Origin of the sequence: Colwellia sp. (assembly GCF_013215345.1) — a bacterium.
Classification (GTDB): Bacteria; Pseudomonadota; Gammaproteobacteria; order Enterobacterales; family Alteromonadaceae; genus Colwellia.
The window spans coordinates 1-25,770 of sequence record NZ_JABSOV010000023.1 but is presented as its reverse complement, the minus strand read 5'-3'; the positions used below and the strand labels follow the sequence as shown (position 1 = coordinate 25,770).

Genomic DNA, 25,770 nt, shown 5'->3' with positions numbered 1-25,770 from the left:
TTAAGCAGGTCAAGCTTAAATTATTTAACTTTGGATAAGGCTAAAAACTTGTTCTGCTGGGTTTGTAAACAAAAGTGGCCTTGGATACCGTTTGCGGTAAGGTACTTTCGTAGATGCATGGCTGGGAATTGAACTTTAATGCCCTGGGTTGTGGTTACCACGACATTTTGTACTTTGCCTTGATAATAAGGCAGGAATTCTTGAGTGGTTATATTGACAGAGAAGTAATATTTCATAGAGTTATAATTTAGTAACGTGCTCACCGGTAAAAATGAGTACGCTACTATACAGTGATAGCCTTAGATTTCAGATTGCTTAGTCATTTAACGCTGCATCAAGTTTTTCTTTTAAGTCATTTGATAACTTAGGCAATGATTGCAATTTAACTAGCTCTGCCCTCATTAATTTCTGATGGTTGGCTGCAAAACTTTTAAATTGGATGAGCGGCGTGATCAGTCTTGAAGCAACTTGCGGATTAATTTCATTTAATTTTGCAATTTGCTCGGCTAAAAATTGATAACCTCGTCCGGTCGGACAATGAAAATACTTAGGGTTATTCATTGCAAAGGCACCAATTAAAGAGCGAGCTCGATTTGGATTTTTTAAACTAAATTGTGCATGGGTCAATAAGTTATCAAGTTGCACAAAAATATCGTTACTGACAACACCGGCATTTAAAGCAAACCATTTATCCATCACTAAAGTCGTTTGCTGCCACTTATGTTCAAAGTGTTGTAGCTGCTTATGCAAGTCGGTTAAGTTATGCTTTGCTGAGCAGGTTAATGCAGCCAAACTATCGGTCATATTCTCTTGTAGAATGTCATCATTATCGGTAGCTTGCTGATATTGCTGTGTTACCAAGTATTGATATTCAGGTAAAAGACTTAGGAACGTTAAACAAACATTTTTTTATGCGCGATTAGCAACCCTATTGTGTGGCGACTTATTTGGTAATTTATCGGGTAAATCATCTGCTGGATTTTGTTGTAAATCTAACTGCTGGCATGCTTGATAGCTAGATAGTAATTCTTGCTGACTGCCTTGGGCAATAAACAGTGACAATGCCGTTATAGCACTGGTAAGCGCCATGGGATCAACATCTATCATCAAACTAGCCACTTCATCAAAACTAGGTAGAAGTAATTGCTCTGCAATGAATGCTCGATCACCCTGACCCGTTAATAGCTCATTGATGGCGGTGATTAACTCATTGGGGATAACATAATCAGGGTCAAAGGTTAATTGTTGTATATATGACATTAACAATTTCTGCCCTGCGTCCCAACGACAAAAGCTATTATCAGCTTGCTTGATAATGGTCAGTAAACTGGCATCATCTTGTTGAAAAACCAATTTAACCGGCGCGCTAAAATCGCTAAGCATGGCTAAAGTCGGTTTACTGTTAAAACCACTGAACTGCCAACTTTGCTCTGTTTGGGTTAATTCTAATAACTCACTTTGAGTAGCATTGTCATTACTTTTACTGATCAATTCAATTTTAATAGGTATATGTAATGCTTGCGGCTCTGGCTGGCTCTTAGTTACCGGTGATTGCTGAGCTAAGGTTAAGCTATATACCTTGGTTTGTGGATCATAGCTTTCTACTACTTTGATGACAGGTGTACCCGACTGGCTATACCATAACTTAAATTGAGATAAGTCCTTACCACTGGCATCGCTCATCGCATTGATAAAGTCATCACAGGTAACAGCCATACCATCAAAACGAGCAAAGTATAAATCCATGCCCTTTCTAAAGTTAGCAACACCAATTAACGTATGTAACATTCGAATAACTTCTGAGCCCTTTTCATAAACAGTTAGGGTGTAAAAGTTATTCATTTCCACTACTTTTTCAGGTCGTATTGGATGCGCCATAGGGCCGGCATCCTCAGCAAACTGCTGTGAACGTAACACTCGCACATTTTGAATACGAGTCACTGCACTTGAATGCATTTGCGCACTAAACTGTTGATCCCTAAAAACCGTTAAGCCTTCTTTTAGACTCAGTTGGAACCAATCCCGACAGGTGACACGATTTCCGGTCCAGTTATGGAAATATTCATGAGCAATAACAGCTTCAATATTAAAATAATCTGTATCTGTCGCACATTGGCTATCTGCCAAGACATATTTGGAATTAAAAACATTTAAGCCTTTGTTTTCCATCGCGCCCATATTGAAAAAATCTACCGCGACAATCATGTATATGTCTAAGTCATATTCAAGACCAAAAGTTTCTTCATCCCAAGCCATGGATTTTTGTAATGACACCATGGCATGCTCAGCTTTGGCCAAGTTGCCTTTATCAACAAATATCTCTAAGGCAACTTCACGACCTGACGACGTAGTGAAATTATCTTCAAGTAAGTCAAAGTCTCCTGCAACCAAGGCAAATAAATAACAAGGTTTTGGGTATGGGTCGTGCCAAGTGACAAAGTGTTTATTATCCGCTAATTCGCCTGCCGCTACTTTATTACCATTGGATAATAAATAAGGGTACAGGGCTTTGTTAGCGATTACTTTAGTCGTAAACGTCGCCATTACATCAGGTCGATCAAGATAATAGGTAATGCGGCGAAAACCTTCGGCTTCACATTGAGTACAAAAGGCATCACCCGACTTAAATAGTCCTTCTAATGAAGTATTTTCTTGCGGGTTAACCTCTGTGGTAATAGTCAGAGTAAACTCATTACTCTCCGGTAAACTACTTGCCGGAATGGTCAGTAAAGTATCACTGAGCTGATAATGATCTTTACTCAAGGCCTGGTTATCAAGCACTAATGATACTAGCGTCAACTGCTCACCGTTTAACTGTAAGCTTTGCTGGCTATCACCCTGTCGCACTATGGTCAGCGCGCTAATAACCTGGCTACAGCTATCATCCAAGCTAATAGTTAAGTTTACTGTCTTAATCGTAAAGTCAGCTGGACGGTAGTCCGCTAAAAATCTTGGTGCTGTGTCTGCTAAAGTAGATGACATAGTAGAGCCTTACTTTGGGAATGAAAATGGCAATTAAGCCGTCTCTTTTTTACTAACGGTTTCGCTTACTTTTGTCGATAGCGTTTTAATATTAAAACCAATAAAACCATAGATAACCGCCAAAATAGGGTTAATCCAGTTAAAGAAACAGTAATAAATATAGTCTAATGGATTCACTAAAAGCACACCTGACATGTACACTGCACAGGTATTCCATGGAATAAGCGGTGAAGTAATGGTACCTGAATCTTCTAGGGTACGACTCAATACAAGTGGATCTAATCCTCTGCGCTTGTATTCTTCTTTATACATACGACCTGGCATTACTATAGCCATGTATTGATCAGCGGTTAATAAGTTAGTACCGATACAAGTTGCTACTGTACTCGCTATCAGGCTACCCGTTGTTTTAGCTGACGCTAAAATTACGTCAACAAACTTTTTCAACATACCTAAGTGCTCTAAAACGGCACCAAAACTAAGCGCACACATAATTAACCAAACAGTATTTAACATGCTCGACATGCCACCACCGCTAAGTAAATCATTCAATTCGCTGTTTCCTGTTTCAATACTAACGCCATCAAAAAATGCCGTCCAAACCACCATTATATTGGCAGTTATGACATTAGTTTCACCATTGGCCAAGCGTAAAATGAGATCTTGTTGAAAGAGTACCGCCCATAAACCACCAACCAAAGCACCAATAGCGACAGCTGGGAATGCCGGTACTTTTTTAATAGCTAAAACAAGTAACACCAATAACGGCACTAAGTTAAATAAAGATAAGTTGAACTGCTCGGCAAGTTGGGTACTTAATAAATCAATTGATTCGTTGTTAGTACTCGTTGTCTCGGTAAAACCTAAAAAGAGAAACAATATTAATGCTGTAGCGATAGACGGCATAGTAGTCCAAAACATATATCGAATATGAGCAAATAACTCACTACCAGCAATTGCAGGCGCTAAGTTGGTGGTCTCTGATAAAGGCGATACTTTGTCGCCAAAGTAGGCACCTGAAATGACAGCACCCGCCGTGATAGCAGGAGATAAGCCTAAACCTTGCGCTATACCAATTAATGCTACACCGATTGTTGCCGCTGTTGTCCATGAACTACCTATGCTCATGGCAACAACAGCACACATTACACACGCCGCCGCATAAAACCAAGCGGGATCAAGAATCATCAAACCATAATAAATCATGGTAGGTACTGTGCCTGATAATAACCAAGTACCAATAAGAGAACCAACGGCGAATAAAATTAACACTGCACCTAATGATAAGGAGATACCCTTAACGATAGCTTGTTCAAGATCATGCCAACCATGACCATTTTTTATGCCAATAACAACGGCAACACCCATAGCAATAAGCAAGGCAATTTGATTTGGACCATACGATGAATTATCACCAAAGTAACTTACCGCTAGGGTAAGTAAGGTAACCAAGGTAATAACGGGAATAAAAGCATCTAACATGCTCGCTTGTTTAATTGGCTTTAACTCTGACATTAAATATAAACCTTCTCTTATTATAGTTATATGTAGGCAATTGAATAAATTGGCTTAGTCGTAATGAATAACAAAGCCGCCTCTATGGGCGGCTTTGCTTTAATTTTGTAGATTATTTTTTAGCTATTTTACCTAAGGAGATAAAGTCGAAGGTGATACGTGCCGCCTCATCTAAAAACGGGTCAAGATCATCTAGTTCATCAGATAAATCATCTAAGTCGGTGATTTTATCTTTACCTAATAAGGCTAGTTGTTCGTTAACACGGACAAGACGTTTACTTTTACGTGTTTCACGTTCAGCTTTGCGGGTAGCAAGATTTAATGAAATGGTTTTATCATCTTTTTCTGCTTGGTAGATACTAATATCTTCAAGGAGATAATTAAACTCAGGGTTATCTTTAATACGCTGCTGATACAACGAAGTTAAATAGTCGATATCGGTATTTAATTCATTCAACGGTGTATATTTTGCTTTTTGAATTTGATCCCAAGGCAAAGCATTTTCTTCTTTACTCTCACCCCAGTCTTCTGGGTCTATGGCAGTAGGAAATGCTATATCAGGTAAAACACCACGATGCTGTGTACTACCGCCATTGATACGATAGAATTTTGCGATGGTATATTGAATGCTGCCTAATGGTTTTTCGTATAAGTCATAAACTCGACCTAAACCACGGTGTTGCTGAACGGTACCCTTACCAAAAGTATGCTCACCAATAATAACACCACGACCGTAATCTTGAATGGCAGCAGAGAATATTTCAGAAGCAGATGCACTGTAGCGGTCAACCATAACAGTTAATGGCCCGTCAAAATAACTCACGCCATCTCTATCACTTTGTACTTGAATACGGTTGGCACCATCTCTAATTTGAACAACGGGACCTTTATCAATAAACAAACCCGTTAACAAAGTCGCTTCGGGTAATGAGCCGCCGCCATTGCCACGCAAGTCAACGATTATTCCCTCAACGCCTTGCTCTTTAAGAGTGGCAATTTCTTTTTTAACATCTTTAGACAAGTTGTTATAAAAACTTGGAATAGTGATAACGCCCAATTTTTTGCTGTCAGCATCTTTTGGATTTTCTAAATAAACTTCCGACTTTGCCGCTCTGTCTTCTAGCTTAATGATATCGCGAACAATAGAAACAACTTTAATATTCGCTTCGTCATCCCCTGATAATATTTGTAAGCGTACCGTGGTACCCTTTGAGCCTTTGATTAACTCGACCACATCATCCAAACGCCAGCCAATGACATCTTCAAAGTCTTTTTCACCTTGAGCAACACCAACAATTTTATCTTTTGCTTTTAACTGCTTGGATTTATCTGCTGGGCCGCCGGTAACAATACGGTGGATAACAGTATAATCTTCAATTGAACGCAGCTCGGCACCTATGCCCTCAAGCGATAAATTCATATCAACTTGAAAACGTTCGGCATTGCGAGGTGATAAATAAGACGTATGAGGTTCAACGACACGAGCAAAGCTATTCATCAATAGCTGAAAAGCATCTTCACTTTCACTCTGCTTTAAACGTTTTATCGCGTAGTTATAGCGTTTAATTAACACTTCCTTGATTTTTGGCCATTTTTTCTTGGTTAATGTCAGATTTAACACATCTGACTTCACCTTTAAACGCCACAACTCATCCAAGTCAGCTTCACTTGCTGGCCATGGCGCCTTTTCACGGTCAAAAGAATAAACTTCCTCTTTGGTGAAATCGAAAGGATTTTTATCACCTTTAACGGCCAATAAGCTAAGCGCATATTCGTAACGTTCTAAACGTCTTTGCATATTTAAATTATAAATATCATAAGCTTGGTCTAGTTTTCCACGGGTCAGTACTAAGTCGAACTCTGAACGGTGTTTTTGAAAGCCATCAATATCGGTTGCTAAGAAAACATTACGAGCATAATCGAGTTGTTTAATATAGCGGTCGAATACTTCACCTGACAAGGCATCGTCAATGGTAACTTTCTTATAGTGTGCACGGGTAAATCGTGCCGTAATGCGCTTGCTTGCTGTAGCATGCTGAGATTCAGGCATGAGTACAGGGAGTTCTTCCGGTGTATGCGGCTTCTCAAAAGCGATTGCGCTAACTGACAAACCTAACGATAAAGATACGGCGAGTGCGATACGACAAAATTTTTGCATGCATTAACTTCCTATTCAAATTCTATATGACTTGGCAATTTTACTAAGCCTGCCGCCACGTTAACAGTGACGACTTTTATACTTTTTATAAGTAGATATTTTTTAGTTGCGTCTTAATAACCATACCAGAGTCAAGTTGCACACTGATATCTTTACCAGATATTTCAGTGATAGTAGCTTTCATTGGTGTATTACCTAGTTGCACTCTAACGTTACCACCTACTTTGATTGTAGCTGACTCAACAGGTTTAAGTGGTGCAGCTTCTTTTTTAGCAACAGGTTTGCTTGAAGACTTAACCGATTTAAATTTAGCTGAATCACGCTTTTTATCAGCGGGTTTATTACTACCTGCTGATGAGCTTTGCTTACCTTTATAAGGTTTTTTGCCATCGCTGTCTGCCGCTTTTTTGTTACCAAACTTTTCTTGGCTTTCTTTAAGCGTTTTGCTGGCGTAAGTTGCTTGCTCTTCATCAATTGCAGCAACTTCATTACCATCAATATCAACACGAGAAGTGCCAACCTTGATGGTTTTCAGGTAACGCCAACTGCTGGTGTAATGCCTAAGTGCTTGACGTAAACGTGTTTTACTAACCGTTTCATCTTCACTAAGCTTTTCTGCTAGGTCTTGGAATATACCAATTTTTAGCGGTTTAACCGGACCTTTAATTGAAAAACACCCTGGGAATTTTTCAGTTAAATAAGCAATAATATCTTTTGTACTTGTACGTTTAATTTCAGTTTCCATAACTACACTTTTTTTTTACAATTTAATTGATTTAAGCTGACTTTACTTTTAAACAAGAGTCACTCTATGTAAGAGCACTCTAGCAAGAATATAGCGCCAAGGGTTATCTTTCTTTATTCTTCAGATTGGAGATGTTGCTCAGGATTCTCAAGCACATTTTTACACCAATCATATATATCGTCTGTTTCTATATCAGCTATCACTTCTTGGCCTATCCAGGTATCCCAAATAAGGTCCAATAACTGCTCTAAAACTTCCGTATCTATATCTTCATCCGCTAAGTCGTACATTGTATGATAAAACTCATTCATACGCTCAGCAACTTCTTCTTCTTGACCATCCCAGTCGCCAACAACTTCTTGGCTAACTAGATAATCATGAATGACCACAAATTCTTTCATTCAAACTTCACTTTTCTGTTTTTAATTTTCGGTATGACTTATGCTTTAATATCATTCTGAGCCGCTATGTTTTGCTCAAATACTTTAACAATCGAGCGAATGCCTTGTTCATCTTGCTCATCAAAACGGCCAAACGCAGTGCTATCAATGTCTAAAATAGCAACCACTTTACCGGCAACTTTTACAGGAACAACCAGTTCGGCATTACTACTGGCATCACAGGCAATATGGCCATCAAATTGATGAACATCAGCAATACGCTGTACGTCTCCTGTTGAAACACATGTGCCACAAACGCCTTTCCCTACTGGAATGCGAATGCAAGCGACCTTACCTTGAAAAGGACCAAGGACTAACTCATCATCGATAAGACGATAAAAACCTACCCAATTGACTTCTGCTAAACGCTCAAAGAGTAAGGCGCTAATATTTGCCATATTAGCAATAATATCAGATTCATTGGTTATTAGCGCTTTAGTTTGCCCTAATAGCTCATGATAAAGTTCAGCTTGGTTACTCATTAAAAGGTACCGTTGAAGAAAGCTATATTAAAAAGCGCTAACATACCTAAAAACACGCGGTAATTAAAGCTTTTATCGAACAATTAGCCAACTATTGCCAGTTAATCGTTCATTTATCAATCTTTAAGGCAAATTTCACCAAAACACGGGCCGTAATGGTTTGGCTACCGATTAATGAAGTATGACCTCGAGGGCTTGCATCACTCATCATTGCTTCAGCATACATAGGTTGATAATGATTACTTGATACTTCTTTCACTAAGAGCAATTTACCTAAACCACGCCCTGCTTGTTTGGCCATTCGCTGTGCTTTTTGCTGTGCGTGACTAATAGCGTCTAATAACGCTTGCTGATAAGACTCGTCTCTTGCTGTTACGTTCATAGATAGCGATGAGATACGGCTGACATTTATTTTAATAATTTGCGCTAAAAAGCTATCGTAATCGGCTAATTTGTCGAATTCCACCGTAATTTGACGACTTAATTCAAATAATGGCTGTTTATGAGTATTAACACTATTGGCTTGTTGATTAATACTTTGACCATCGATATAAACACTGCCTTGCCTCGCTTTGTGTAATTCGACGCCTTGCATTTGAATTGAAGGCCTTTCAGTGACAATACGTAAATTAACCCGTGCAGAAGAAATATTACTCTCTTTTATCGCTAAGCTTTTAGCGGCATTGACTACTGAGTTACTTTTTTTATCCACTAACGTTTTTAATTTACTTGGCACTCGACCACGTTCAGTAATAGTTAAGGTTAGTGAAAATTGATCAGGGATAACCACGACACTGCCTTGGCCCGTCACCTCAATGCCAACGTCTTCAACAGCAAAAACCTGGCTTGGCAACAACAAACACATGAACAAAGTAAAATAAGACGGTATCCCTGTTCGTGTTAGTAAATGACTTTTTGGTAAACAGATAAAAGATAATAAATTCATCTTGGCTCCTTAAATTAAGCGGTAAGAAAGAGATTATTGAACAGGGGGTAGCCCTATTCTAATGACTTAGTTTGTTTGATAAACTCAATAAAACTGGCTTTTTCAGCATGGCTGGCCTTTTGCCACCAGTATTTAAGCATGGGCACAGCATTAAGGTTTTCGATAACTTTATTATTGAAAACTTGCTCGTTTGTAGTGACATTGATTGCTGTGTTATTACTCTGCGTGGTAACAACTGGCTCTGACAACGTAGTAATCACCTTGGTTACCTGTTTAGCTAACTTATAGTCACTTAACGTTTCTAACGCCAAAACGACTTCTTGTTTTTTTTCATCAAGCAATATCACTTCCGGTGCATTAGCAAAGCGCTCGGCTGCGGCTAAGCCACGAATGTTACTGGTCGATAAAAATAGTGCTTGCTGCTTATCAAGGGTAAATTTAACAACAAAATAATCGGATGTTACTAACCTTTCTTCGGCAAAATCTAAGTCTTCAAAAACATCTTTGTATTTAATAACTAAAGTATGCTCGCCTTGCGTTAAGTTAATGCTTTGCTTTTTTGACAAGAAACCGTGCTCAACGGCTTTATCATCAACATCGTGTAATATCAGATTATCAGCAAGGGTTAGCTTTGTAGCATTCACTTTAAAGGTAAAAAAACTGCATAACAATACGCTGAAAATCAGGTAAGTCACAAGTTTTGCGTTCAATGAAGGCGTACGAGTGGTAATGTCTGACAAGCTTGGCTCTCTTAATGACGATAATAAGTAATGACTCTTTATAAACTGCCTAGCGAATAATTAAAAGTAAAAAGATGTGATTAAGTTAGACATTTACTCAGTGCCATGGTTATTATCGAGTTAAGTTAAAAAGTAACGAGCAAACATGGATGGCAAGAAACTCGAAATTAGCAAAGCTATTTATTAGCACCAAAAGAAATATCAGTTACTTAATTAGTCATATCGTTAAGCCAGACGATATTGATGATATCGTGCAAGAAACTTTTGTTAAAACTTATGAAGCTGATTTAAAACAAGAAATTAAATATGTGCGCAGCTATATGCTGAAAACCGCAAAAAATCTTGCCTTAAATCATGTCACTAAATGGGATAATAAATATAAAGACTCTCTAGAGGATTTTTCTGAGCCACCTGTTCAATTAACTAGCACTAAAGTTGAGGACGATTATGAAAGCAAAGAGCAATTTTTGTTTTTTTGTCGAGCAACCGATCAATTATCGGCTTCAGTACGAAAATGTTTTATACTGAAAAAAGTCTATGGTTTAAGCCAAAAAGAAATTGCTAGCTACTTAAATTTAAGTGAAAGCACCGTAGAAAAGCATGTAGCGCAAGGTCTGCTAAAAAGTGTACAGTATATTAAACGAATGAACCAAACTCATGGTCAAAGTGCTAAATATACAAAAGCAGAGCATCAAGCACAAAGCTGGCAAGTAAAAACCTCGGTCAGTAAATAGAGATAAATGAATGGGTAATGTTAGCCAACTATTTAGCAAAGAAAGTAAACACCAAGAAGATAATAATATCCAAGAACTCGCTTGTCTTTGGATAAGTCGTATGGATCGTGGTTTAACTGGTTTAGAAAAAAAACAACTGGTTACTTGGTGCAATCAAAATTCTCAGCACCATAGGTCTCTGCTTGAAATGGCTTCGTATTGGGATGATTTAAGTGTCTTAAATGAATTAAGCGCTTTATTTCCGTTAGCCCAGGCCAAACAACAAAGTAAACGCAATAAATTTATGACGGTTGCCCTAGCAGCCAGTATTGCTGTTGTCTCTGTTATCAGTATCAATACACTTGTTAATGAATCTTTCTTACCCTACTTGCCGTCATTGCACGAACAACAACTCAGCCAAACTCAGACCTTAAAAACCCAAATAGGCCAACAAACAAGTTTTACTTTAAAAGATGGCTCACAAATTCAATTAAATACCAATAGCCATATCGAAGTAAAATATAGCGCCAAACAACGTCTACTCACTTTAGTACAAGGTGAAGCCCGTTTTGATGTTGCTAAAGATAGCAATCGCCCTTTCACCGTAATCGCAGGGAAAAAATCATTTACCGCACTTGGCACTATTTTTAATGTACAAAAGAAAGAAAACCAAGCGATGGAGTTGGTGGTTACCGAAGGAAAAGTACTGATCAGCAAAGCAAGCGCTTCAATTAACGATATTAAAGAAACCTTAATACAAGCTAGCATTAACGATATACCTGACATTTTAGCCGCAACATTAGTTGTGTCCGGTGAAAAAGCGGTTATAGCTGATAACTCCCAGCCAACGAGCACTACCCCGGTAGAGAAAGTATCTCTAGATCAAATTCACCGTGATCTGGCGTGGCAACAAGGCATGTTGATTTTTGAAGGTGAGCCTTTATCCATTGCCTTAGCAGAAATTAGTCGCTATACCACCAGTGATTTTGAGATTATTGATAGCGAGCTAGCTGATATAAATGTCGCGGGTTATTTTAAAGCCGGTGATATTGACGGTTTACTGATGTCATTACAGAGTAATTTTGGTATTAATTTCAGTAAAACAGCTGATGGCACAATTCTACTTACTGCTGCCCACTAGCCCTTCGAAGTAAATTATTAGTCTAATTTTCTCTCCCTTTATTTCTCTTTATTTATCCAACAAATAGCCACTATATATCGCTGGCTATTTCGCCATACATAGAACAATATAAAACTCATATTAAAAATAATAAAATAAAATAGAGGATTCCCCCTGCTTAGCTGTTTATTACTATTGCGCAGTTGGCGAAATAAATTTCGTCAGAATCAAGTCCCAGTTAGATATGTATTGATGGTGAAGTACACCCTAGTGGTGATGCTATTCTCAACAAGCCATGTTAATGCTGAAGATTTTTTTCGCTTTGATATTAATAAACAACGAGCTGATAAAGCCTTAATTGCATTTGCCCAAAAGGCCAACCAAACGATTATATTTTCTTTTGATTTGGTTAAGCAACACCAAGCAAATGCTTTAAAAGGTTATTACCCTGTTAACTCGGGCCTAAAAAAATTATTATATGGCTCTGGTCTAGTCGCTGTTGTTAATAACTCTGGTCAACTGAGCATTCAAGTTGATTCACATAATAAGAGAGATACAACAATGAAACATAAAAGCATCCATGCCGCGCTAGTACCTATTTTATTTGGTGCAGCCAGTCAAGCCGCGTTAGCTCAAGGAGCAGAAAAAGTACAAGAGGAAGAAGTAGAGAAAATAGCTATTATTGGTAGCCGAGTAGCAGGTCGCTCTGCCGATGACTTACCAGTGCCCGTTGATATTCTTACTGCAGAAGCACTAGCGAATACCGGTCAAACAGAAGTTGGCCGTATGCTACAAGCTATTGCGCCATCATTTAACTTCTCTAGCTCATCAATTAGTGATGGTACCGATGCCTTACGTCCCGCAACATTAAGGGGTCTAGGACCAGATCAAACTTTAGTACTCATTAATGGTCGTCGCCGTCATCAAGCCAGCTTAATTCATATTAACACCTCTGTTGGCCGTGGCACGGCGGGTACGGATATGAATGCTATCCCTGCCGCATCAATTAAACGAATTGAGGTATTACGTGATGGCGCCGCCGCACAATATGGCTCTGATGCCATTGCTGGTGTTATCAACATCGTACTTAACGATGCCAGTGAAGGCGGTAAAGTAGCCGTTTCATATGGTGAATATTCAGAAGGTGATGGTGAAACAACCAACGTCGATATTTCAAAGGGCTTTGCCTTAGGAGACAATGGTTACTTAAATACCACGCTAAACTTTAGAGACCGTGGTTTTACTAATCGCGCCGGCTTACATGGTTCATGTCAATTTTCAGACTGTACTGACTTAGCGAACGGAAATTCATTATTAGGCGACCCTAGAGAAGCAACAGCGACCCGCTCAACCTTCAGAATTGGCGATGCCGATTCAAGCCAGTTCGGTGTTGTCATTAATACCGGTTATGAATTAGCTGATGGTGAATTATACGGTTTCCTGACCTACTCAAAACGCGATAATGAATCTGCCGCATTTTTCCGCCATAACAATAACAATGGTGGTAATGCGCCACTGCAAGATGGTGATGCGACTATTCCGGCAGGATTTTTACCGAAAATTAATACCGATATCAAAGATATGTCTTATAACTTTGGTTACCAAACAGAATTCTCTGATGGCTCAAGCTTAGATTTTTCTTATACCTACGGTAAAAACAATATTGATTATGTGACCAGCAATACCATTAACTCGTCTTATGCTAATTCACTACGCTATGAATCAAGTTTATCTGCAGATGAAATTCGTGCCTCTATTCCACGTCAAGCGTCTGCTTACGGCTTAGAGTTATCACTGCAAACGTTAAACCTTGATTACACCCAAGACTTTGATTTATTTTCATTAGCTATGGGCGCAGAAATTAGAACCGATGAGTTTAAAGTAACCGCGGGTGACGAATATTCCTATCGTGACTATGATACCAATGCAGACGGCACCAGCAAATACGCTGATGATCGCTCTGCCGGTACACAAGGGTTTGGTGGTACTGCCCCCATGCAAGAAGTTGATGAATCTCGTGATGTTATCTCATTTTATATGGATGCTGAAACTGAAATAGTTGATGATTTAATTGTTAGCGGCGCGGTCCGTTATGATGATTACCAAGGTTTTGGCGATAGTACTAACTTCAAACTAGCAGCTAACTGGTCAATTACTGACAGTATCGCCATTCGTGGTGCTATGAGTACCGGTTTCCGTGCTCCATCAATGCAACAATTGTATACCGATAACATTAGTACTCAGTTCCAAAACGATCCCAATAACCCAGGCGGCGATCAAATTGCTGTACAAGTAGGTACTTTTCGCAATGACTCAAACCTAGCGAAAGCCATCGGTATTCCTGAATTGAAAGAGGAAGAAGCGACCAACTTTAGTTTAGGTACCGTTATTCACATTACTGACGAGATAAACCTAACCGTGGATTGGTATTCAATCGATATCGAAGACCGTATCGTCTTGAGTAACTCTTTAGGACAAGGCTTATCACCTGCATTAGATGCAGCGCTAATTGCCTCGGGTGCTGGTGCTGGCCAGTTTTTTCTTAACGGTGCTGACACTGAAACCAGAGGTATAGATATCATTGCTACCTGGAATACTGAGTTAATGGGCGGTGATTTTAACTTAACCGCTGCAGCCAACTTTACCGAGACTGACGTGGTCAATATTTATACCCCAGGTGATAGTGCTCTTGGTAGCATTGACCCAAGCGACGTTTTTTCAGAGCAAGCTATTTCAATTATTGAAGAATGGCAGCCACAAGACAGAATCAGCTTAAGCGGCTTATATACTATCGGTGACCTGAGTATTAACTTAGCCTTTAACCGTTATGGTGAATATACCGTGACTGATGGTGGCAAACAAACCTACGGCGCTGAAGTATTAACGGATTTGCGTATCAACTATCAAGTCACTGAGAGCTTATCGTTCAATATTGGTGGTAATAATATCTTTGATGTTTACCCTGATGAAAATACCATAGGTAACTCACGTTCAGGAACCATAGAAGATGCCGATGGCAATATAATTGTTAGCAGCCCGGGAGTATTTACTTATTCACGTCGCTCAGCACCTTTTGGTTTTAATGGTGCCTTTTACTATGCTGGCGCTGAATTTAAGTTCTAGATCTAACCGCTAATGTAAAATGAAAACACAAAAAAGCGCAGCGAAAGCTGCGCTTTTTCATTTTTGTACTCGTTATTTTATCTTTAACTAACTCTATCAACAGTGAAGGTTCACACCATTAATCACTAATGGTTAGCCTAAGCAGGCTTGAGCCTATTCAGCTATTGTCGGCACCCTCACCCAACCTTCCATCAATACGCGAGCACTTCGGCTCATAATGACTTTTTTCACTGTCCATTTATCATTATCTAATAATGCTTCTGCCCCCACTTTCAAGGTACCCGATGGATGACCAAAAGTTACCGAGCTAATATCAGCCTGATCTGTGGGATGACCTGTAGCAAGAGCGACTAAAGTTCCTGGAATTGCTGCAGCAGAGGCAATGGCGACAGCAGCGGTGCCCATCATCGCATGATGTAATTTACCCATAGATAAAGCACGCACCTGTAAATCTATGTCTCCCGCAGCAACATTTTTACCGCTTGAGGTAACATAGTCTTGCGCCGGTGCAACAAAAGCAATTTTTGGTGTGTGCTGACGAGATTCCGCTTCTGATATATCACTAATCAAGCCCATTTGAACCGCACCATAGGCACGAATAGTTTCAAATCGCGCTAGCGCTTCTTCATCATTATTAATAGCATCTTGCAGCTCTGTACCGGTATAACCAATGTCATCCGCATTTAAGAAAATGGTTGGAATGCCAGCAGTGATCATGGTCACTTTAAAGGTGCCAACTCCTGGCACCTCGAGCTCATCGACAACATTTCCTGTTGGGAACATTGCCTCCGAAGGATCCACAGGAGAAATAAACTCTACCGGCACCTCAGCGGCAGGGAAAGTCACGCCATCGAGCTCAAAATCACCGGTTTCTTGAACTTGTCCATTAGTGATAGGTACATGGGCAATAATGGTTTTTCCAATGTTCTTCTGCCAAATACGCACAGTACAGACACCATTTTCCGGAATACGGCTTGCTGCCACCAATCCTGAACTGATGGCAAAAGAGCCCACAGCTGCCGTTAAGTTACCGCAATTACCCGACCAATCGACAAAGGGTTTATCTATAGCCACTTGGCCAAATAAATAATCAACGTCGTGATCTGCTTGTTCACTGGTTGATATAATGGCTGTTTTACTGGTACTTGAAGTTGCCCCCCCCATACCATCGGTTTGTTTACCGTAAGGATCTGGACTACCAATGACACGTAATAATAAGACATCACGAGCACTACCCGCAACCTGACAATCTTTTGGTAAATCCGTTAAATTAAAAAATACACCTTTTGATGTACCACCGCGCATATAGGTAGCTGCTACTTTTATTTGAGGTTTATGTACTTGAGGAACATGAGACATCGCATTATCCTTTTATTTTTCTATAAAAAAGCAGCAAACTAGCTCTCTAAATTGCTGCTTTCAATTATATAATTATACTGAGTTGATTTTCATATGAAAAACTTTAGTGTTTTAACAAGGCGGAAGCGCGGAGTTGACGAACGTCAATGAGCACTTCTAACGCAGCTAAAACGCTAAAAATCAATTATGAATTCGACTCTAAGAAATCATTGGCAAACTTTTGTAACACCCCGCCGCCATCGTAAACAGTAACTTCTTCCTCAGTATCTAAACGACACTTCACCGGAATTTCAACAATTTCACCATTTTTTCGTGTCATTATAACAGTCATCTCTGCACCTGGAGATGTCTTACCAACAACATCATAGGTCTCACTGCCGTCAATATGATAAGTATGACGTGTTTCACCGTTAACAAACTCGAGTGGTAAGACGCCCATTCCGACTAAGTTTGTGCGGTGAATACGTTCGAAACCTTCAGAAACGATGACTTCCACACCAGCTAAACGAACACCTTTTGCCGCCCAGTCACGTGAAGAGCCTTGACCGTAGTCAGCACCGGCAATAATAATTAATGGTTGCTTGCGCTCCATGTAAGTTTCAATGGCTTCCCACATGCGTGATTCAGTGCCTTCAGGCTCTATACGAGTGAGAGAGCCTTGCTTCACATCGCCGTTTTCATCACGACACATCTCATTGAACAATTTCGGGTTAGCAAACGTTGCTCGCTGGGTTGTCTCATGATCGCCCCTATGAGTTGCGTATGAATTGAAGTCAGCCTCAGGCAAACCCATTTTAGCTAAGTAAGCACCGGCGGCACTGTCTAATTGAATAGCATTGGATGGTGATAAATGATCTGTGGTAATGTTATCGCCAAGCACGGCTAACGGACGCATGCCTTTCATGGTACGTTCAGCCGCTAAAGCACCTTCCCAATATGGCGGACGACGAATATAAGTACTGGTTTCATCCCAATCGTATAATGGGCTTTCTGCCGGTTCAAACGCTCCTAAATCAAACATGGGTGCATAAACTTTCTTGAATTGCTCAGGCTTGACACATGAAGCGACGATTGCATCGATTTCTTCATCCGATGGCCAAATGTCTTTCAAGGTAATGTCGTTGCCTTTTTGATCTTGACCTAAGATGTCTCTTTCAATATCAAAACGCATGGTACCAGCAATGGCATAAGCAACCACTAATGGTGGCGATGCTAAGAATGCTTGTTTTGCATGCGGATGAATACGACCATCAAAGTTACGGTTACCCGATAATACGGCGGTAGAGTATAAATCGCGGTCAATAATTTCTTGCTGTATTTTTGGATCTAACGCGCCGCTCATGCCGTTACAAGTAGTACATGCGTACCCGACGATACCAAAACCTAATTTTTCCATTTCAGCGAGCAGGCCTGCTTCTTCTAAATACAGTTTCGCTACTTTAGAACCCGGTGCAAATGACGATTTAACCCAAGGTTTACGTACTAAACCTAATTCATTAGCGCGTTTAGCAACAAGACCCGCCGCAACAACGTTACGTGGATTTGAGGTATTAGTACATGAAGTGATCGCAGCAATAATTACCGCGCCATCAGGCATTTGACCCTTTGCTTCTTGTGCTTTACAAGCATCCAAATTTTTAGCTATATCTTTTGAAACCAAATCAGCTGTTGCTAAACGACGATGTGGATTAGAAGGTCCTGCTAAGTTACGACAGACTGTTGATAAATCAAATTCGATAACACGAGGGTATTGTGCTTCAACTAAATCATCAGCCCAAAGACCTGTGTGTTTAGCGTAAGTTTCCACAAGCTTTACTTGCTCTGGTTCACGGCCAGTGATTTTCAAGTAATCAATGGTTTGTTCATCGATGTAGAACATACCTGCTGATGCACCGTATTCCGGTGTCATGTTTGAGATAGTTGCGCGATCACCAATAGTTAAGTTTTTAGTGCCTTCACCGAAAAATTCTAAATAAGCAGATACCACTTTCTGGCTTCGTAAAAACTCGGTGATTGCTAAGACCATATCTGTAGCCGTAATACCGGGTTGACGTTTGCCAGTTAACTTAACACCAATAATATCAGGTAAACGCATCATAGAAGGTCGACCAAGCATAACCGTTTCCGCTTCTAGGCCACCAACACCAATAGCAATAACCCCTAGGCAATCTATATGCGGTGTATGAGAGTCGGTACCAACACAAGTATCAGGGAAAGCAACACCGTCACGCGCTTGGATAACCGGCGACATTTTCTCTAAGTTGATTTGATGCATGATACCGTTACCAGCAGGGATGACATCAACATTTTTAAACGCTGTTTTAGTCCATTCAATGAAATGGAAACGCTGTTCATTACGACGGTCTTCAATTGCCCGGTTTTTATCAAAGGCTTTAGGATCTGAGCCCGGAGCCTCTACTGCCAAAGAATGATCGACAATTAATTGTGTCGGTACCACTGGGTTTACTTTTGATGGATCGCCACCTTGCTCTGCAATAGCGTCACGCAGACCAGCCAAATCAACTAAAGCGGTTTGTCCTAAAATATCATGACAAACAACACGAGCGGGATACCAAGGAAAATCAAGCTCTTGCTTAACCTCAATAATTTGTTTTAACGAATCGGTCAGTGTCGCAGGATCACATCTACGTACTAATTGCTCTGCCAGTACGCGAGAGGTGTAAGGTAATTTAGCATATGAGCCTGGTTTAATGGCTTCGATAGCTTCTCGCGTATCAAAAAAATCTATAGTCGCGCCCTTATTTTTATAGCCAGGCAACGGTTTGCGGTATTGGTAATTCATAAGTTAATCCAGGAAACTCTTTAACAAATAATGGTTTAATATCTTGAGTTTATTAAATATTTAAAATGCATAATCAGACGACGTAATTTGCCACTAATTCAAGGAAGAAAATATGAGCACATAAGTATGTGTGATTACTTTCTGACGATGAAGTTGTGGCAAATAACAAGTCTCTCCTATCGCTCAGAAATAGGACAAACAGTACGTGGTTCAGAGCCCGTATAATCCGCACTTGGTCGGATTATACGGTTATTTGAGCGCTGCTCCATTACATGCGCTGCCCAACCCGTTAAACGTGAACAGACAAAAATAGGGGTAAATAATTTTGTCGGAATGCCCATGTAATTATAGGTTGAGGCATGGAAGAAATCAGCATTACAGAAGAGTTTCTTGCTATCCCACATATATTCTTCACACGCGACAGAAATATCATAAAGTGATGTATCACCATTCTGTTTAGCAAGCTTTTCAGACCAGGCTTTGATGATGACATTTCGTGGGTCGCTGGTGCGGTAAATTGCATGACCAAAACCCATAATCTTTTCTTTGCGTACTAACATGCCCGCCATTTGCTCTTTCGCATCACTAGGAGAACTGAAGCTTTGAATCATATCCATCGCTGCTTCATTAGCACCGCCATGAAGTGGTCCACGTAAAGTGCCAATAGCAGCAGTAATACAAGAGAACATATCAGATAAGGTTGAAGCACAAACACGGGCAGTGAATGTTGAGGCATTAAATTCATGCTCAGCATAAAGAATGAGAGATACATCCATAACGCGCTGATGTTGCTCTGAAGGACTTTCACCGTTTAATAAACGTAAAAAATGCCCGGCAATAGAAGTCTCGGAAGACTGACAATCAATTTCTACGCCATCATGGCTGTATTTGTACCAATAACACATGATTGCTGGGAAAGCTGCTAATAAACGATTTGCCGCATTGTTTTGTGTGGAAAAATCTACTTCAGGCTCTAAGTTACCTAAAAATGAACAACCAGTGCGCATAACATCCATTGGATGGACATCTTTAGGAATAAGCTTTAATACCGCTTTTAAAGCCTCGGGTAAATCACGTAACGACTTAAGCTCATCTTGATATGCAGTTAATTGCGCTTGAGTGGGTAACTCACCGTTAAATAATAAATAAGCAACTTCTTCAAAGGTAGAGTTTTCGGCTAAATCAGCAATATCATAACCACAATAGGTTAAGCCTGAGCCTGATTGACCTACGGTACAAAGGGCAGTTTCTCCGGCACTTTGACCTCGTAATCCTGCGCCACTGATAGTTTTTTTCGCAACACTTTTTTCTGCTGATGTATCTGACATGATACTTTCCTCATTTAATAATATATTAGCAATTTTTATGTACACACTGCTGACATTATTGGTGTTTATAAACACTCTTTAGTCAGACCTTTACTTAGTAAAAGTGTGGGTAATTAATTCTTAGTTATTTCTTAGCTTTTTCTTGAGCAAAGAGCGAATCAAGCTTTTGCTCATAATCGTGATAGCCAAGATAGTCGTATAAATCCATGCGTGTTTGCATGTTGTCTATTTCTGCCTTTTGATCGCCATCTGCTAGCAAGGTTTTATAAACCGATTCAGCCGCTTTATTCATGGCACGAAAAGCTGATAATGGGTAAAGCACCATCGCACAGCCCCACTCACCTAATTGCTCTTTATTCCAAAGCTCTGTTTGACCAAACTCGGTAATATTGGCAAGAATCGGTACATCAAGTGCTGCTGAGAAAGCACGGTAATGCTCCTCTGTTTTAACCGCTTCAGCAAAAATTCCATCGGCTCCTGCGGCAACATAGGCTTTAGCACGTTCAATAGCAGCTTCTAAACCTTCTTGAGCAAAAGAGTCAGTGCGAGCCATAATAAAAAAGTCACTGTCAATTCTAGCATCAACAGCAGCTGTGATACGGTCGACCATTTCTTGAGTAGAAACGATTTCTTTATTTGGTCGGTGACCACAGCGTTTTTGTGCAACTTGATCTTCAAGGTGCACAGCAGCAGCGCCAGATTTTTCCATATCACGAATGGTTTTAGCAATATTAAATGCCCCGCCCCAGCCGGTATCAATATCGACTAATAAAGGTAAGCTAGAAGCGCTAGTAATTCTTTGTACATCAGCAATAACATCATTAAGCGATGTCATACCTAGATCTGGTAAACCGTAAGACGCATTTGCCACGCCACCACCTGATAAATATATAGCTTGGTGGCCAAGTTGCTCTGCCATCATGGCGCAATACGCATTAATCGTACCGACCACTTGTAAAGGTTTATTATTTTCTAGGGCCAGACGAAATTTTTTACCCGGTGAAACTGTTTTTGTTGATAAACTTTCTGACATCTTAGGTCTCCTGTGATTATTGCTCTGCTTGTTGCAGAGCAATTTTGTTTTCAATGTTTTTTCTCGAAGCAGCAATATGGCGACGCATTAATAGCTCCGCAAGTTCCCCATCTCGATCACTGATTGCTTGAATAATGTTTGAGTGTTCAGTAAAAGCACGAGTAGCTCTTGGGCTATGCATACCAAATTGACAACGGTACATACGCACTAAGTGATACAACTGACCACATATAAGGTTGATTAGCTGCTGATTATGACTACCCAAAATAACTTTATAGTGAAAATCAACATCGCCTTCTTCTTGGTAGTAAGCCACACCATCTTGCAGTGCTTTATCACCGGCGTGTTGAGCAAGCATATCTTGCATATGCGCTATCTCTTCATCGGTCATATTTAGGGCCGCTTGCCTACACGCCATACCTTCAAGTGCTTCTCGAGTGATATAGAGTTCAAGTAATCCTTCGATAGTACAATCAACGACGCGTGAGCCAACATTGGCTTTACGTTCAATAAGGTGACATTTCTCCAGGCGATTTAAAGCTTCTCTTAAAGTAGAACGACTAACTTCATAACGCTTAGCAAGCTCTGGCTCACTTATTTTGCTACCTGCGGCCATATCCCCTTCAACAATAGCGTGTTGCAACTGTTCAAAGACCTTATCGGCCGTGGTTACTGCGGCTTGTTTTGTTGGGTTTTGTAAAAGCATAGTGTCTCGTATAAACCTAAATATGAACTTTAAGGGCGTTTGTCGAATCAAGCAATATTGTCGACAAATTAAACAACATAAATCAATAATATCCTAATATTGAGAATATTCAAGTGGAATCAAGTTTAATTGTCGACAATAAAAAGCACTAACTAGGATTAACTGTAAACTTTTCTGATCAGGACTATCTACAGGTGCGGATTATCGCTAAGGAAAGAATGTAGGAATTAATAAATGGCTGTTGAGTAAACCCCTTGGCTCAATTGGGCTTTATTTATATTTTGATAAGTGATTGCATTGTGTAACATTTGTGCAAACAAGACCCTACTAATAGCGGTAGGACCTTGCTTCTGGTTATTGGTTATTGGTTATTGATATGAAATTATTGATATGAAATTATTGATAGTCAGCAAGACTTAATTTTTCTTTCCGACATACTGTGATAATAGCCTGCTGTTTTGCTAAGTGCTTTAAATATCGTCTAAGGTGCACATACCTTAATGGTGGTTCCTCTAGTTCATCAGCCCAAATGAGTAACATAAATAAAAAGTAATCACATACGTTTATTTTATTACCAACTAAATAGTCTATATCGGCTAGTTCATTTTTTGCTAATTGATCATTTAACAATGACAGTGATTGGTGAATAAGCTTTTGCTGGGCTTTAATAATTTCTGCTGTAGCATTATCACTTTGACAATGTTTTTCAGGATAAAAATAGACCATCAACTCAGCTTGCAGGGTATTAGTAAGATACATCATCCATTGATGATGTAATGCCCTACTGTCATCACCTATTGGGGGGATTAATTGCGTCTTTGAATGCATTTCAGCAAGATGAAGGCAAATTGCTGCACTTTCAAACAGAACAAAGTCTCCCTTAACTAACGTCGGTATTCTACCTGCTGGATTAAGGGCTAAATACTCTTTCGACTTTTGTTCTTGGTTTTTTCTATCGACTTTAATTAAACGATAATCAACTTGTAGCGCTTCAAGTATCATATGAGGTGCCATACTGGCATTCAACGGATAATAATATAATTGGTACATAAATCCTGCTTATTATTGACATTAATATAGTTAGAATGAGGAATTAGGTTGGCTTAAAAATTCAATTTCTTCAGCCGTCGACTGTCGGTTTAAAATACTATTTCGGTGCGGATAACGACCAAAGCGCTCAATAATTTCTTTATGTTTTATTTCAAAGTCAACATTGCTATCGATGCCATTAGCCTGATAAAGCGCTAGTGCTTTTTCGTGGATGACTAATGACTCGCTATGCATAAAAGGCATATACAAAAAACTCTTCTCTACTGGGTTGAGGGCTTTATCGGCACCGACCGCAATCGCTTCTTGCGCTAGTACTAAGGCAATACCATCACAGGCAAAGGCTTGGGGCGTATCTCGATACATATTTCGGGAAAATTGGTCTAAAACAATAATTTCAGCCAATCGTCCATGTGCTGTTTCTCGCCAAGATGCTAATTCACAGTGTTTTGCAGCATTATGAATACTAAGAAATTTTTCCGTTATGGTATTGTCAAAAGCACTATCTTTAACCCACCAATTAGCAGGTTCTATTTCTTTAAACCAAAAATTTAGCACTTCTTGATAGCTCATCTAAATATCCTTTTTATTTTACTATTAGAGGGGGTATGAACACTTAATTGTTTCTTCTGCAAAGTGGTAAGTATTATGTACTGCCACATAAACTCCGGAAACGATAGCCGAGGTAGGGACTGTTATTACTGCTAATATCTCATCATTCCAAGCATAAAAACTATTATCATTTTCAAGTAAGTTAACAAACTTCAAAACTTTTTTATCCGTTGATAAGCCACACTTGTATTTTGCGGTAAAATCTTTTTCTGGAATGACCACACAGCCTGATGTTATCAATATAACGACAATCATTAGCGTCACTAAATTCTTAATCATAACCATCCTTGTTGTTTTGTAGTAACGTTTTACACTGCGAAGTATGCATGCTGATCATGCATACTTTACATATTTAAATTAAGTTAATTGACTTAATTTATTTGAAATAGCTTTGCTGATATAGCTCTAACGGTAAACCATCGGGATCACTAAAGAAAGTAAACTTTCTATTAGTATATTCATCCACTCTTATCGGCTCAACGTCAATACCTAAACCTGTTAAATACTGACAAACCTGTTCGACACTCTCAACATTAAAGGCTAAATGCCTAAGTCCTTGAGCTTCAGGAAAGCTTGGCCGGTTAGGAGAATTAGGAAAAGAAAAAAGCTCTATTTGTGTGCCATCAGGCAAGGCTAAATCAAGTTTATAAGAATCACGCGCTGCTCGATAATTTTCAGCTAGCACTTTTAAGCCTAAGATACGGGTATAAAAGTCTTTCGATTTTTGATAATCGGAGCAAATAATTGCTACATGATGCATGCCATTTAACATAATTACTTTTCCTTAACACTCGAGTTTGATATCGCAATATCATTAGCAACTAAAGCTGACAAACTTTCCTTTGCAGTATCGTAACCAAGTTTGATCATTTCATCTGCTCGATGAAACTCTAAGGTACCGCAGGCATTACGCGCTATTTCGACAAAATGATCGGCCGGGTATGCCGCCAACTTTTGCCGAGCAATGGTACTTTGCATGGCATCAAATGCTTGGTTAGCAATATCGTATGCGCCCCACTCGTTGGCATTATGTTTCACAATCTTATTTTTAAAGCGCGCTAAGAAGTTACTTACTTTACTTGTTGGCTGATTAGCCATAACAGCGGTATCTTTATCAGCAGTATTTACGATTTTGACGCTACCACCTAAATTTACCGCGATAGAGTAATCAGTATGATCACTAAAGATCGGTGCAATAGGTACTGGATTAAGCACACCACCATCAATAAGATCTACACCATTGTAATGAAAAGGAGTAAAAAATAGCGGTAAAGAAATAGAGGCCCTAATAGCATCGAATAAACGACCAGAGCTTAGCCACACTTCTTTTTCATTAGCTATATCAGCAGCTACGGCGGTATATTTTATCGGCAGATCTTCAATAGCGATATCACCCACTAACTCGGTGAGCGTAGCAATTATTTTATCACCTTTAACGAGACCATTTTTTTGCCAAGATAAATCAAGTAAAGTTAAAATATCGACTTTATTGATGTCCCTAACCCATTGTTCAAAAACATCAAGTTTACCCGCAGCATATATACCGCCAATCAAAGCTCCCATGGAGCAGCCAGAAATAGAGACTATGTCAAAGCCATGCTCTTCTAACCAGTGAATAACACCAATATGGGCTAAACCTCTAGCACCACCACTGCCTAACACCAGTGAAATAGATATCTTTTTATGCTCAGTCATAACTAACCCCTTCGATTTTTAACTTTACACCACAAACACAAAATTACAGTTAACCATTAAACGGCTAAATAATCAAAAAGGCTGCTTTTCATGACAAGGTAAATCTGTTGGTAAGGTAAACCATGCTTGTTTTTCACTGGGCCAAATATGCATATTTGGCTTAATTACCTGGGTATCTTCTAAAGTACTGGGCTTTAATTTTATTTTACTCGGATCATCTGGA

General features: G+C 39.6%; 21 protein-coding genes and 1 pseudogene. 3 read left to right on the top strand and 19 right to left on the bottom strand.

Going from position 1 to position 25,770, the window contains the following annotated elements; all coding sequences use genetic code 11:
• Positions 1-20: 20 nt before the first annotated feature.
• From HRT50_RS05090 to HRT50_RS05050, 9 genes and pseudogenes are all read right to left on the bottom strand, one after another.
• Positions 21-236: a DUF2835 domain-containing protein gene (locus HRT50_RS05090; protein ID WP_291612001.1), complete on the bottom strand. Its 216-nt coding sequence runs from the start codon at positions 234-236 to the stop codon at positions 21-23.
• 79 nt (positions 237-315) lie between these two features.
• Positions 316-2,982 (bottom strand): annotated as a pseudogene (gene pepN, locus HRT50_RS05085) (aminopeptidase N).
• A 33-nt stretch (positions 2,983-3,015) separates the two neighbouring features.
• Positions 3,016-4,497: a Na+/H+ antiporter NhaC gene (nhaC, locus tag HRT50_RS05080; RefSeq protein ID WP_291611999.1), complete on the bottom strand. Its 1,482-nt coding sequence runs from the start codon at positions 4,495-4,497 to the stop codon at positions 3,016-3,018.
• A 112-nt stretch (positions 4,498-4,609) separates the two neighbouring features.
• Positions 4,610-6,655, bottom strand: coding sequence for a carboxy terminal-processing peptidase (prc, locus tag HRT50_RS05075; RefSeq protein ID WP_291611997.1), 2,046 nt, complete (start codon positions 6,653-6,655; stop codon positions 4,610-4,612).
• An 85-nt stretch (positions 6,656-6,740) separates the two neighbouring features.
• Positions 6,741-7,400, bottom strand: coding sequence for an RNA chaperone ProQ (gene proQ / locus HRT50_RS05070; protein WP_291611995.1), 660 nt, complete (start codon positions 7,398-7,400; stop codon positions 6,741-6,743).
• Between the two features lie 113 nt (positions 7,401-7,513).
• Positions 7,514-7,801 carry a hypothetical protein gene (locus HRT50_RS05065; RefSeq protein ID WP_291611993.1) on the bottom strand — a complete coding sequence of 96 codons (288 nt, stop codon included), beginning with the start codon at positions 7,799-7,801 and terminating at the stop codon, positions 7,514-7,516.
• A gap of 38 nt (positions 7,802-7,839) precedes the next feature.
• On the bottom strand, positions 7,840-8,322 hold the full coding sequence (locus HRT50_RS05060; protein WP_291611991.1) for a GAF domain-containing protein: 483 nt from the start codon (positions 8,320-8,322) through the stop codon (positions 7,840-7,842).
• Positions 8,323-8,431: 109 nt separating this feature from the next.
• Positions 8,432-9,268: an SIMPL domain-containing protein gene (locus HRT50_RS05055; RefSeq protein ID WP_291611989.1), complete on the bottom strand. Its 837-nt coding sequence runs from the start codon at positions 9,266-9,268 to the stop codon at positions 8,432-8,434.
• Positions 9,269-9,321: 53 nt separating this feature from the next.
• The gene (locus tag HRT50_RS05050) at positions 9,322-10,008 is read right to left on the bottom strand and encodes a DUF2057 family protein (RefSeq protein WP_291611987.1); all 687 of its coding nucleotides are present in this window, start codon (positions 10,006-10,008) and stop codon (positions 9,322-9,324) included.
• A gap of 149 nt (positions 10,009-10,157) precedes the next feature.
• Between HRT50_RS05050 and HRT50_RS05045 the strand changes: the two genes are divergently transcribed.
• The 3 genes from HRT50_RS05045 (at position 10,158) to HRT50_RS05035 (ending at position 14,964) form a co-directional block, all read left to right on the top strand.
• Positions 10,158-10,742, top strand: a complete 585-nt coding sequence (locus HRT50_RS05045) for an RNA polymerase sigma factor (protein WP_291611985.1) — start codon at positions 10,158-10,160, stop codon at positions 10,740-10,742.
• Between the two features lie 10 nt (positions 10,743-10,752).
• Positions 10,753-11,862 (top strand): FecR family protein, encoded by a 1,110-nt coding sequence (locus HRT50_RS05040; RefSeq protein ID WP_291611982.1) that lies wholly within the window; start codon positions 10,753-10,755, stop codon positions 11,860-11,862.
• 255 nt (positions 11,863-12,117) lie between these two features.
• Positions 12,118-14,964: a TonB-dependent receptor gene (locus tag HRT50_RS05035; protein WP_291612036.1), complete on the top strand. Its 2,847-nt coding sequence runs from the start codon at positions 12,118-12,120 to the stop codon at positions 14,962-14,964.
• A gap of 153 nt (positions 14,965-15,117) precedes the next feature.
• Here the strand turns inward: HRT50_RS05035 and prpF are convergent, their stop codons facing one another.
• From prpF to HRT50_RS04985, 10 genes are all read right to left on the bottom strand, one after another.
• Positions 15,118-16,323 (bottom strand): 2-methylaconitate cis-trans isomerase PrpF, encoded by a 1,206-nt coding sequence (gene prpF, locus HRT50_RS05030; protein WP_291611981.1) that lies wholly within the window; start codon positions 16,321-16,323, stop codon positions 15,118-15,120.
• Positions 16,324-16,507: 184 nt separating this feature from the next.
• On the bottom strand, positions 16,508-19,126 hold the full coding sequence (gene acnD / locus HRT50_RS05025; protein ID WP_291611979.1) for a Fe/S-dependent 2-methylisocitrate dehydratase AcnD: 2,619 nt from the start codon (positions 19,124-19,126) through the stop codon (positions 16,508-16,510).
• 176 nt (positions 19,127-19,302) lie between these two features.
• Positions 19,303-20,454, bottom strand: a complete 1,152-nt coding sequence (prpC, locus tag HRT50_RS05020; protein ID WP_291611976.1) for a 2-methylcitrate synthase — start codon at positions 20,452-20,454, stop codon at positions 19,303-19,305.
• Between the two features lie 124 nt (positions 20,455-20,578).
• Complete coding sequence (prpB, locus tag HRT50_RS05015) at positions 20,579-21,487, bottom strand: methylisocitrate lyase (protein ID WP_291611974.1); 909 nt, start codon at positions 21,485-21,487, stop codon at positions 20,579-20,581.
• A 16-nt stretch (positions 21,488-21,503) separates the two neighbouring features.
• A complete protein-coding gene (locus HRT50_RS05010; protein WP_291611973.1) occupies positions 21,504-22,193 on the bottom strand; it encodes a GntR family transcriptional regulator in 690 nt (229 codons plus the stop codon).
• Between the two features lie 396 nt (positions 22,194-22,589).
• The gene (locus HRT50_RS05005) at positions 22,590-23,243 is read right to left on the bottom strand and encodes a glutathione S-transferase family protein (RefSeq protein WP_291611971.1); all 654 of its coding nucleotides are present in this window, start codon (positions 23,241-23,243) and stop codon (positions 22,590-22,592) included.
• A gap of 30 nt (positions 23,244-23,273) precedes the next feature.
• Positions 23,274-23,813, bottom strand: coding sequence for a DUF924 family protein (locus HRT50_RS05000; RefSeq protein ID WP_291611969.1), 540 nt, complete (start codon positions 23,811-23,813; stop codon positions 23,274-23,276).
• A 24-nt stretch (positions 23,814-23,837) separates the two neighbouring features.
• On the bottom strand, positions 23,838-24,131 hold the full coding sequence (locus tag HRT50_RS04995) for a hypothetical protein (RefSeq protein WP_291611968.1): 294 nt from the start codon (positions 24,129-24,131) through the stop codon (positions 23,838-23,840).
• 97 nt (positions 24,132-24,228) lie between these two features.
• Positions 24,229-24,624, bottom strand: coding sequence for a VOC family protein (locus HRT50_RS04990; RefSeq protein ID WP_291611966.1), 396 nt, complete (start codon positions 24,622-24,624; stop codon positions 24,229-24,231).
• A gap of 2 nt (positions 24,625-24,626) precedes the next feature.
• Entirely contained in the window at positions 24,627-25,547 is a 921-nt protein-coding gene (locus HRT50_RS04985) for a patatin-like phospholipase family protein (RefSeq protein WP_291611964.1), read from the bottom strand.
• Positions 25,548-25,770 lie beyond the last annotated feature (223 nt).

Bases quoted from the DNA above. Each gene is read 5' to 3' on its own strand.
- HRT50_RS05000 (WP_291611969.1), bottom strand. From the start codon at position 23,813: ATGAGCTATCAAGAAGTGCTAAATTTTTGGTTTAAAGAAATAGAACCT.
- prpF (WP_291611981.1), bottom strand. From the start codon at position 16,323: ATGTCTCATGTTCCTCAAGTACATAAACCTCAAATAAAAGTAGCAGCT.
- HRT50_RS05010 (WP_291611973.1), bottom strand. From the start codon at position 22,193: ATGCTTTTACAAAACCCAACAAAACAAGCCGCAGTAACCACGGCCGAT.
- prpB (WP_291611974.1), bottom strand. From the start codon at position 21,487: ATGTCAGAAAGTTTATCAACAAAAACAGTTTCACCGGGTAAAAAATTT.
- HRT50_RS04995 (WP_291611968.1), bottom strand. From the start codon at position 24,131: ATGATTAAGAATTTAGTGACGCTAATGATTGTCGTTATATTGATAACA.
- HRT50_RS04985 (WP_291611964.1), bottom strand. From the start codon at position 25,547: ATGACTGAGCATAAAAAGATATCTATTTCACTGGTGTTAGGCAGTGGT.
- HRT50_RS05055 (WP_291611989.1), bottom strand. From the start codon at position 9,268: ATGAATTTATTATCTTTTATCTGTTTACCAAAAAGTCATTTACTAACA.
- HRT50_RS05040 (WP_291611982.1), top strand. From the start codon at position 10,753: ATGGGTAATGTTAGCCAACTATTTAGCAAAGAAAGTAAACACCAAGAA.
- prpC (WP_291611976.1), bottom strand. From the start codon at position 20,454: ATGTCAGATACATCAGCAGAAAAAAGTGTTGCGAAAAAAACTATCAGT.
- HRT50_RS05045 (WP_291611985.1), top strand. From the start codon at position 10,158: ATGGCAAGAAACTCGAAATTAGCAAAGCTATTTATTAGCACCAAAAGA.
- HRT50_RS05005 (WP_291611971.1), bottom strand. From the start codon at position 23,243: ATGTACCAATTATATTATTATCCGTTGAATGCCAGTATGGCACCTCAT.
- proQ (WP_291611995.1), bottom strand. From the start codon at position 7,400: ATGGAAACTGAAATTAAACGTACAAGTACAAAAGATATTATTGCTTAT.
- HRT50_RS05035 (WP_291612036.1), top strand. From the start codon at position 12,118: ATGCTATTCTCAACAAGCCATGTTAATGCTGAAGATTTTTTTCGCTTT.
- HRT50_RS04990 (WP_291611966.1), bottom strand. From the start codon at position 24,624: ATGTTAAATGGCATGCATCATGTAGCAATTATTTGCTCCGATTATCAA.
- HRT50_RS05090 (WP_291612001.1), bottom strand. From the start codon at position 236: ATGAAATATTACTTCTCTGTCAATATAACCACTCAAGAATTCCTGCCT.
- acnD (WP_291611979.1), bottom strand. From the start codon at position 19,126: ATGAATTACCAATACCGCAAACCGTTGCCTGGCTATAAAAATAAGGGC.
- prc (WP_291611997.1), bottom strand. From the start codon at position 6,655: ATGCAAAAATTTTGTCGTATCGCACTCGCCGTATCTTTATCGTTAGGT.
- HRT50_RS05060 (WP_291611991.1), bottom strand. From the start codon at position 8,322: ATGAGTAACCAAGCTGAACTTTATCATGAGCTATTAGGGCAAACTAAA.
- nhaC (WP_291611999.1), bottom strand. From the start codon at position 4,497: ATGTCAGAGTTAAAGCCAATTAAACAAGCGAGCATGTTAGATGCTTTT.
- HRT50_RS05065 (WP_291611993.1), bottom strand. From the start codon at position 7,801: ATGAAAGAATTTGTGGTCATTCATGATTATCTAGTTAGCCAAGAAGTT.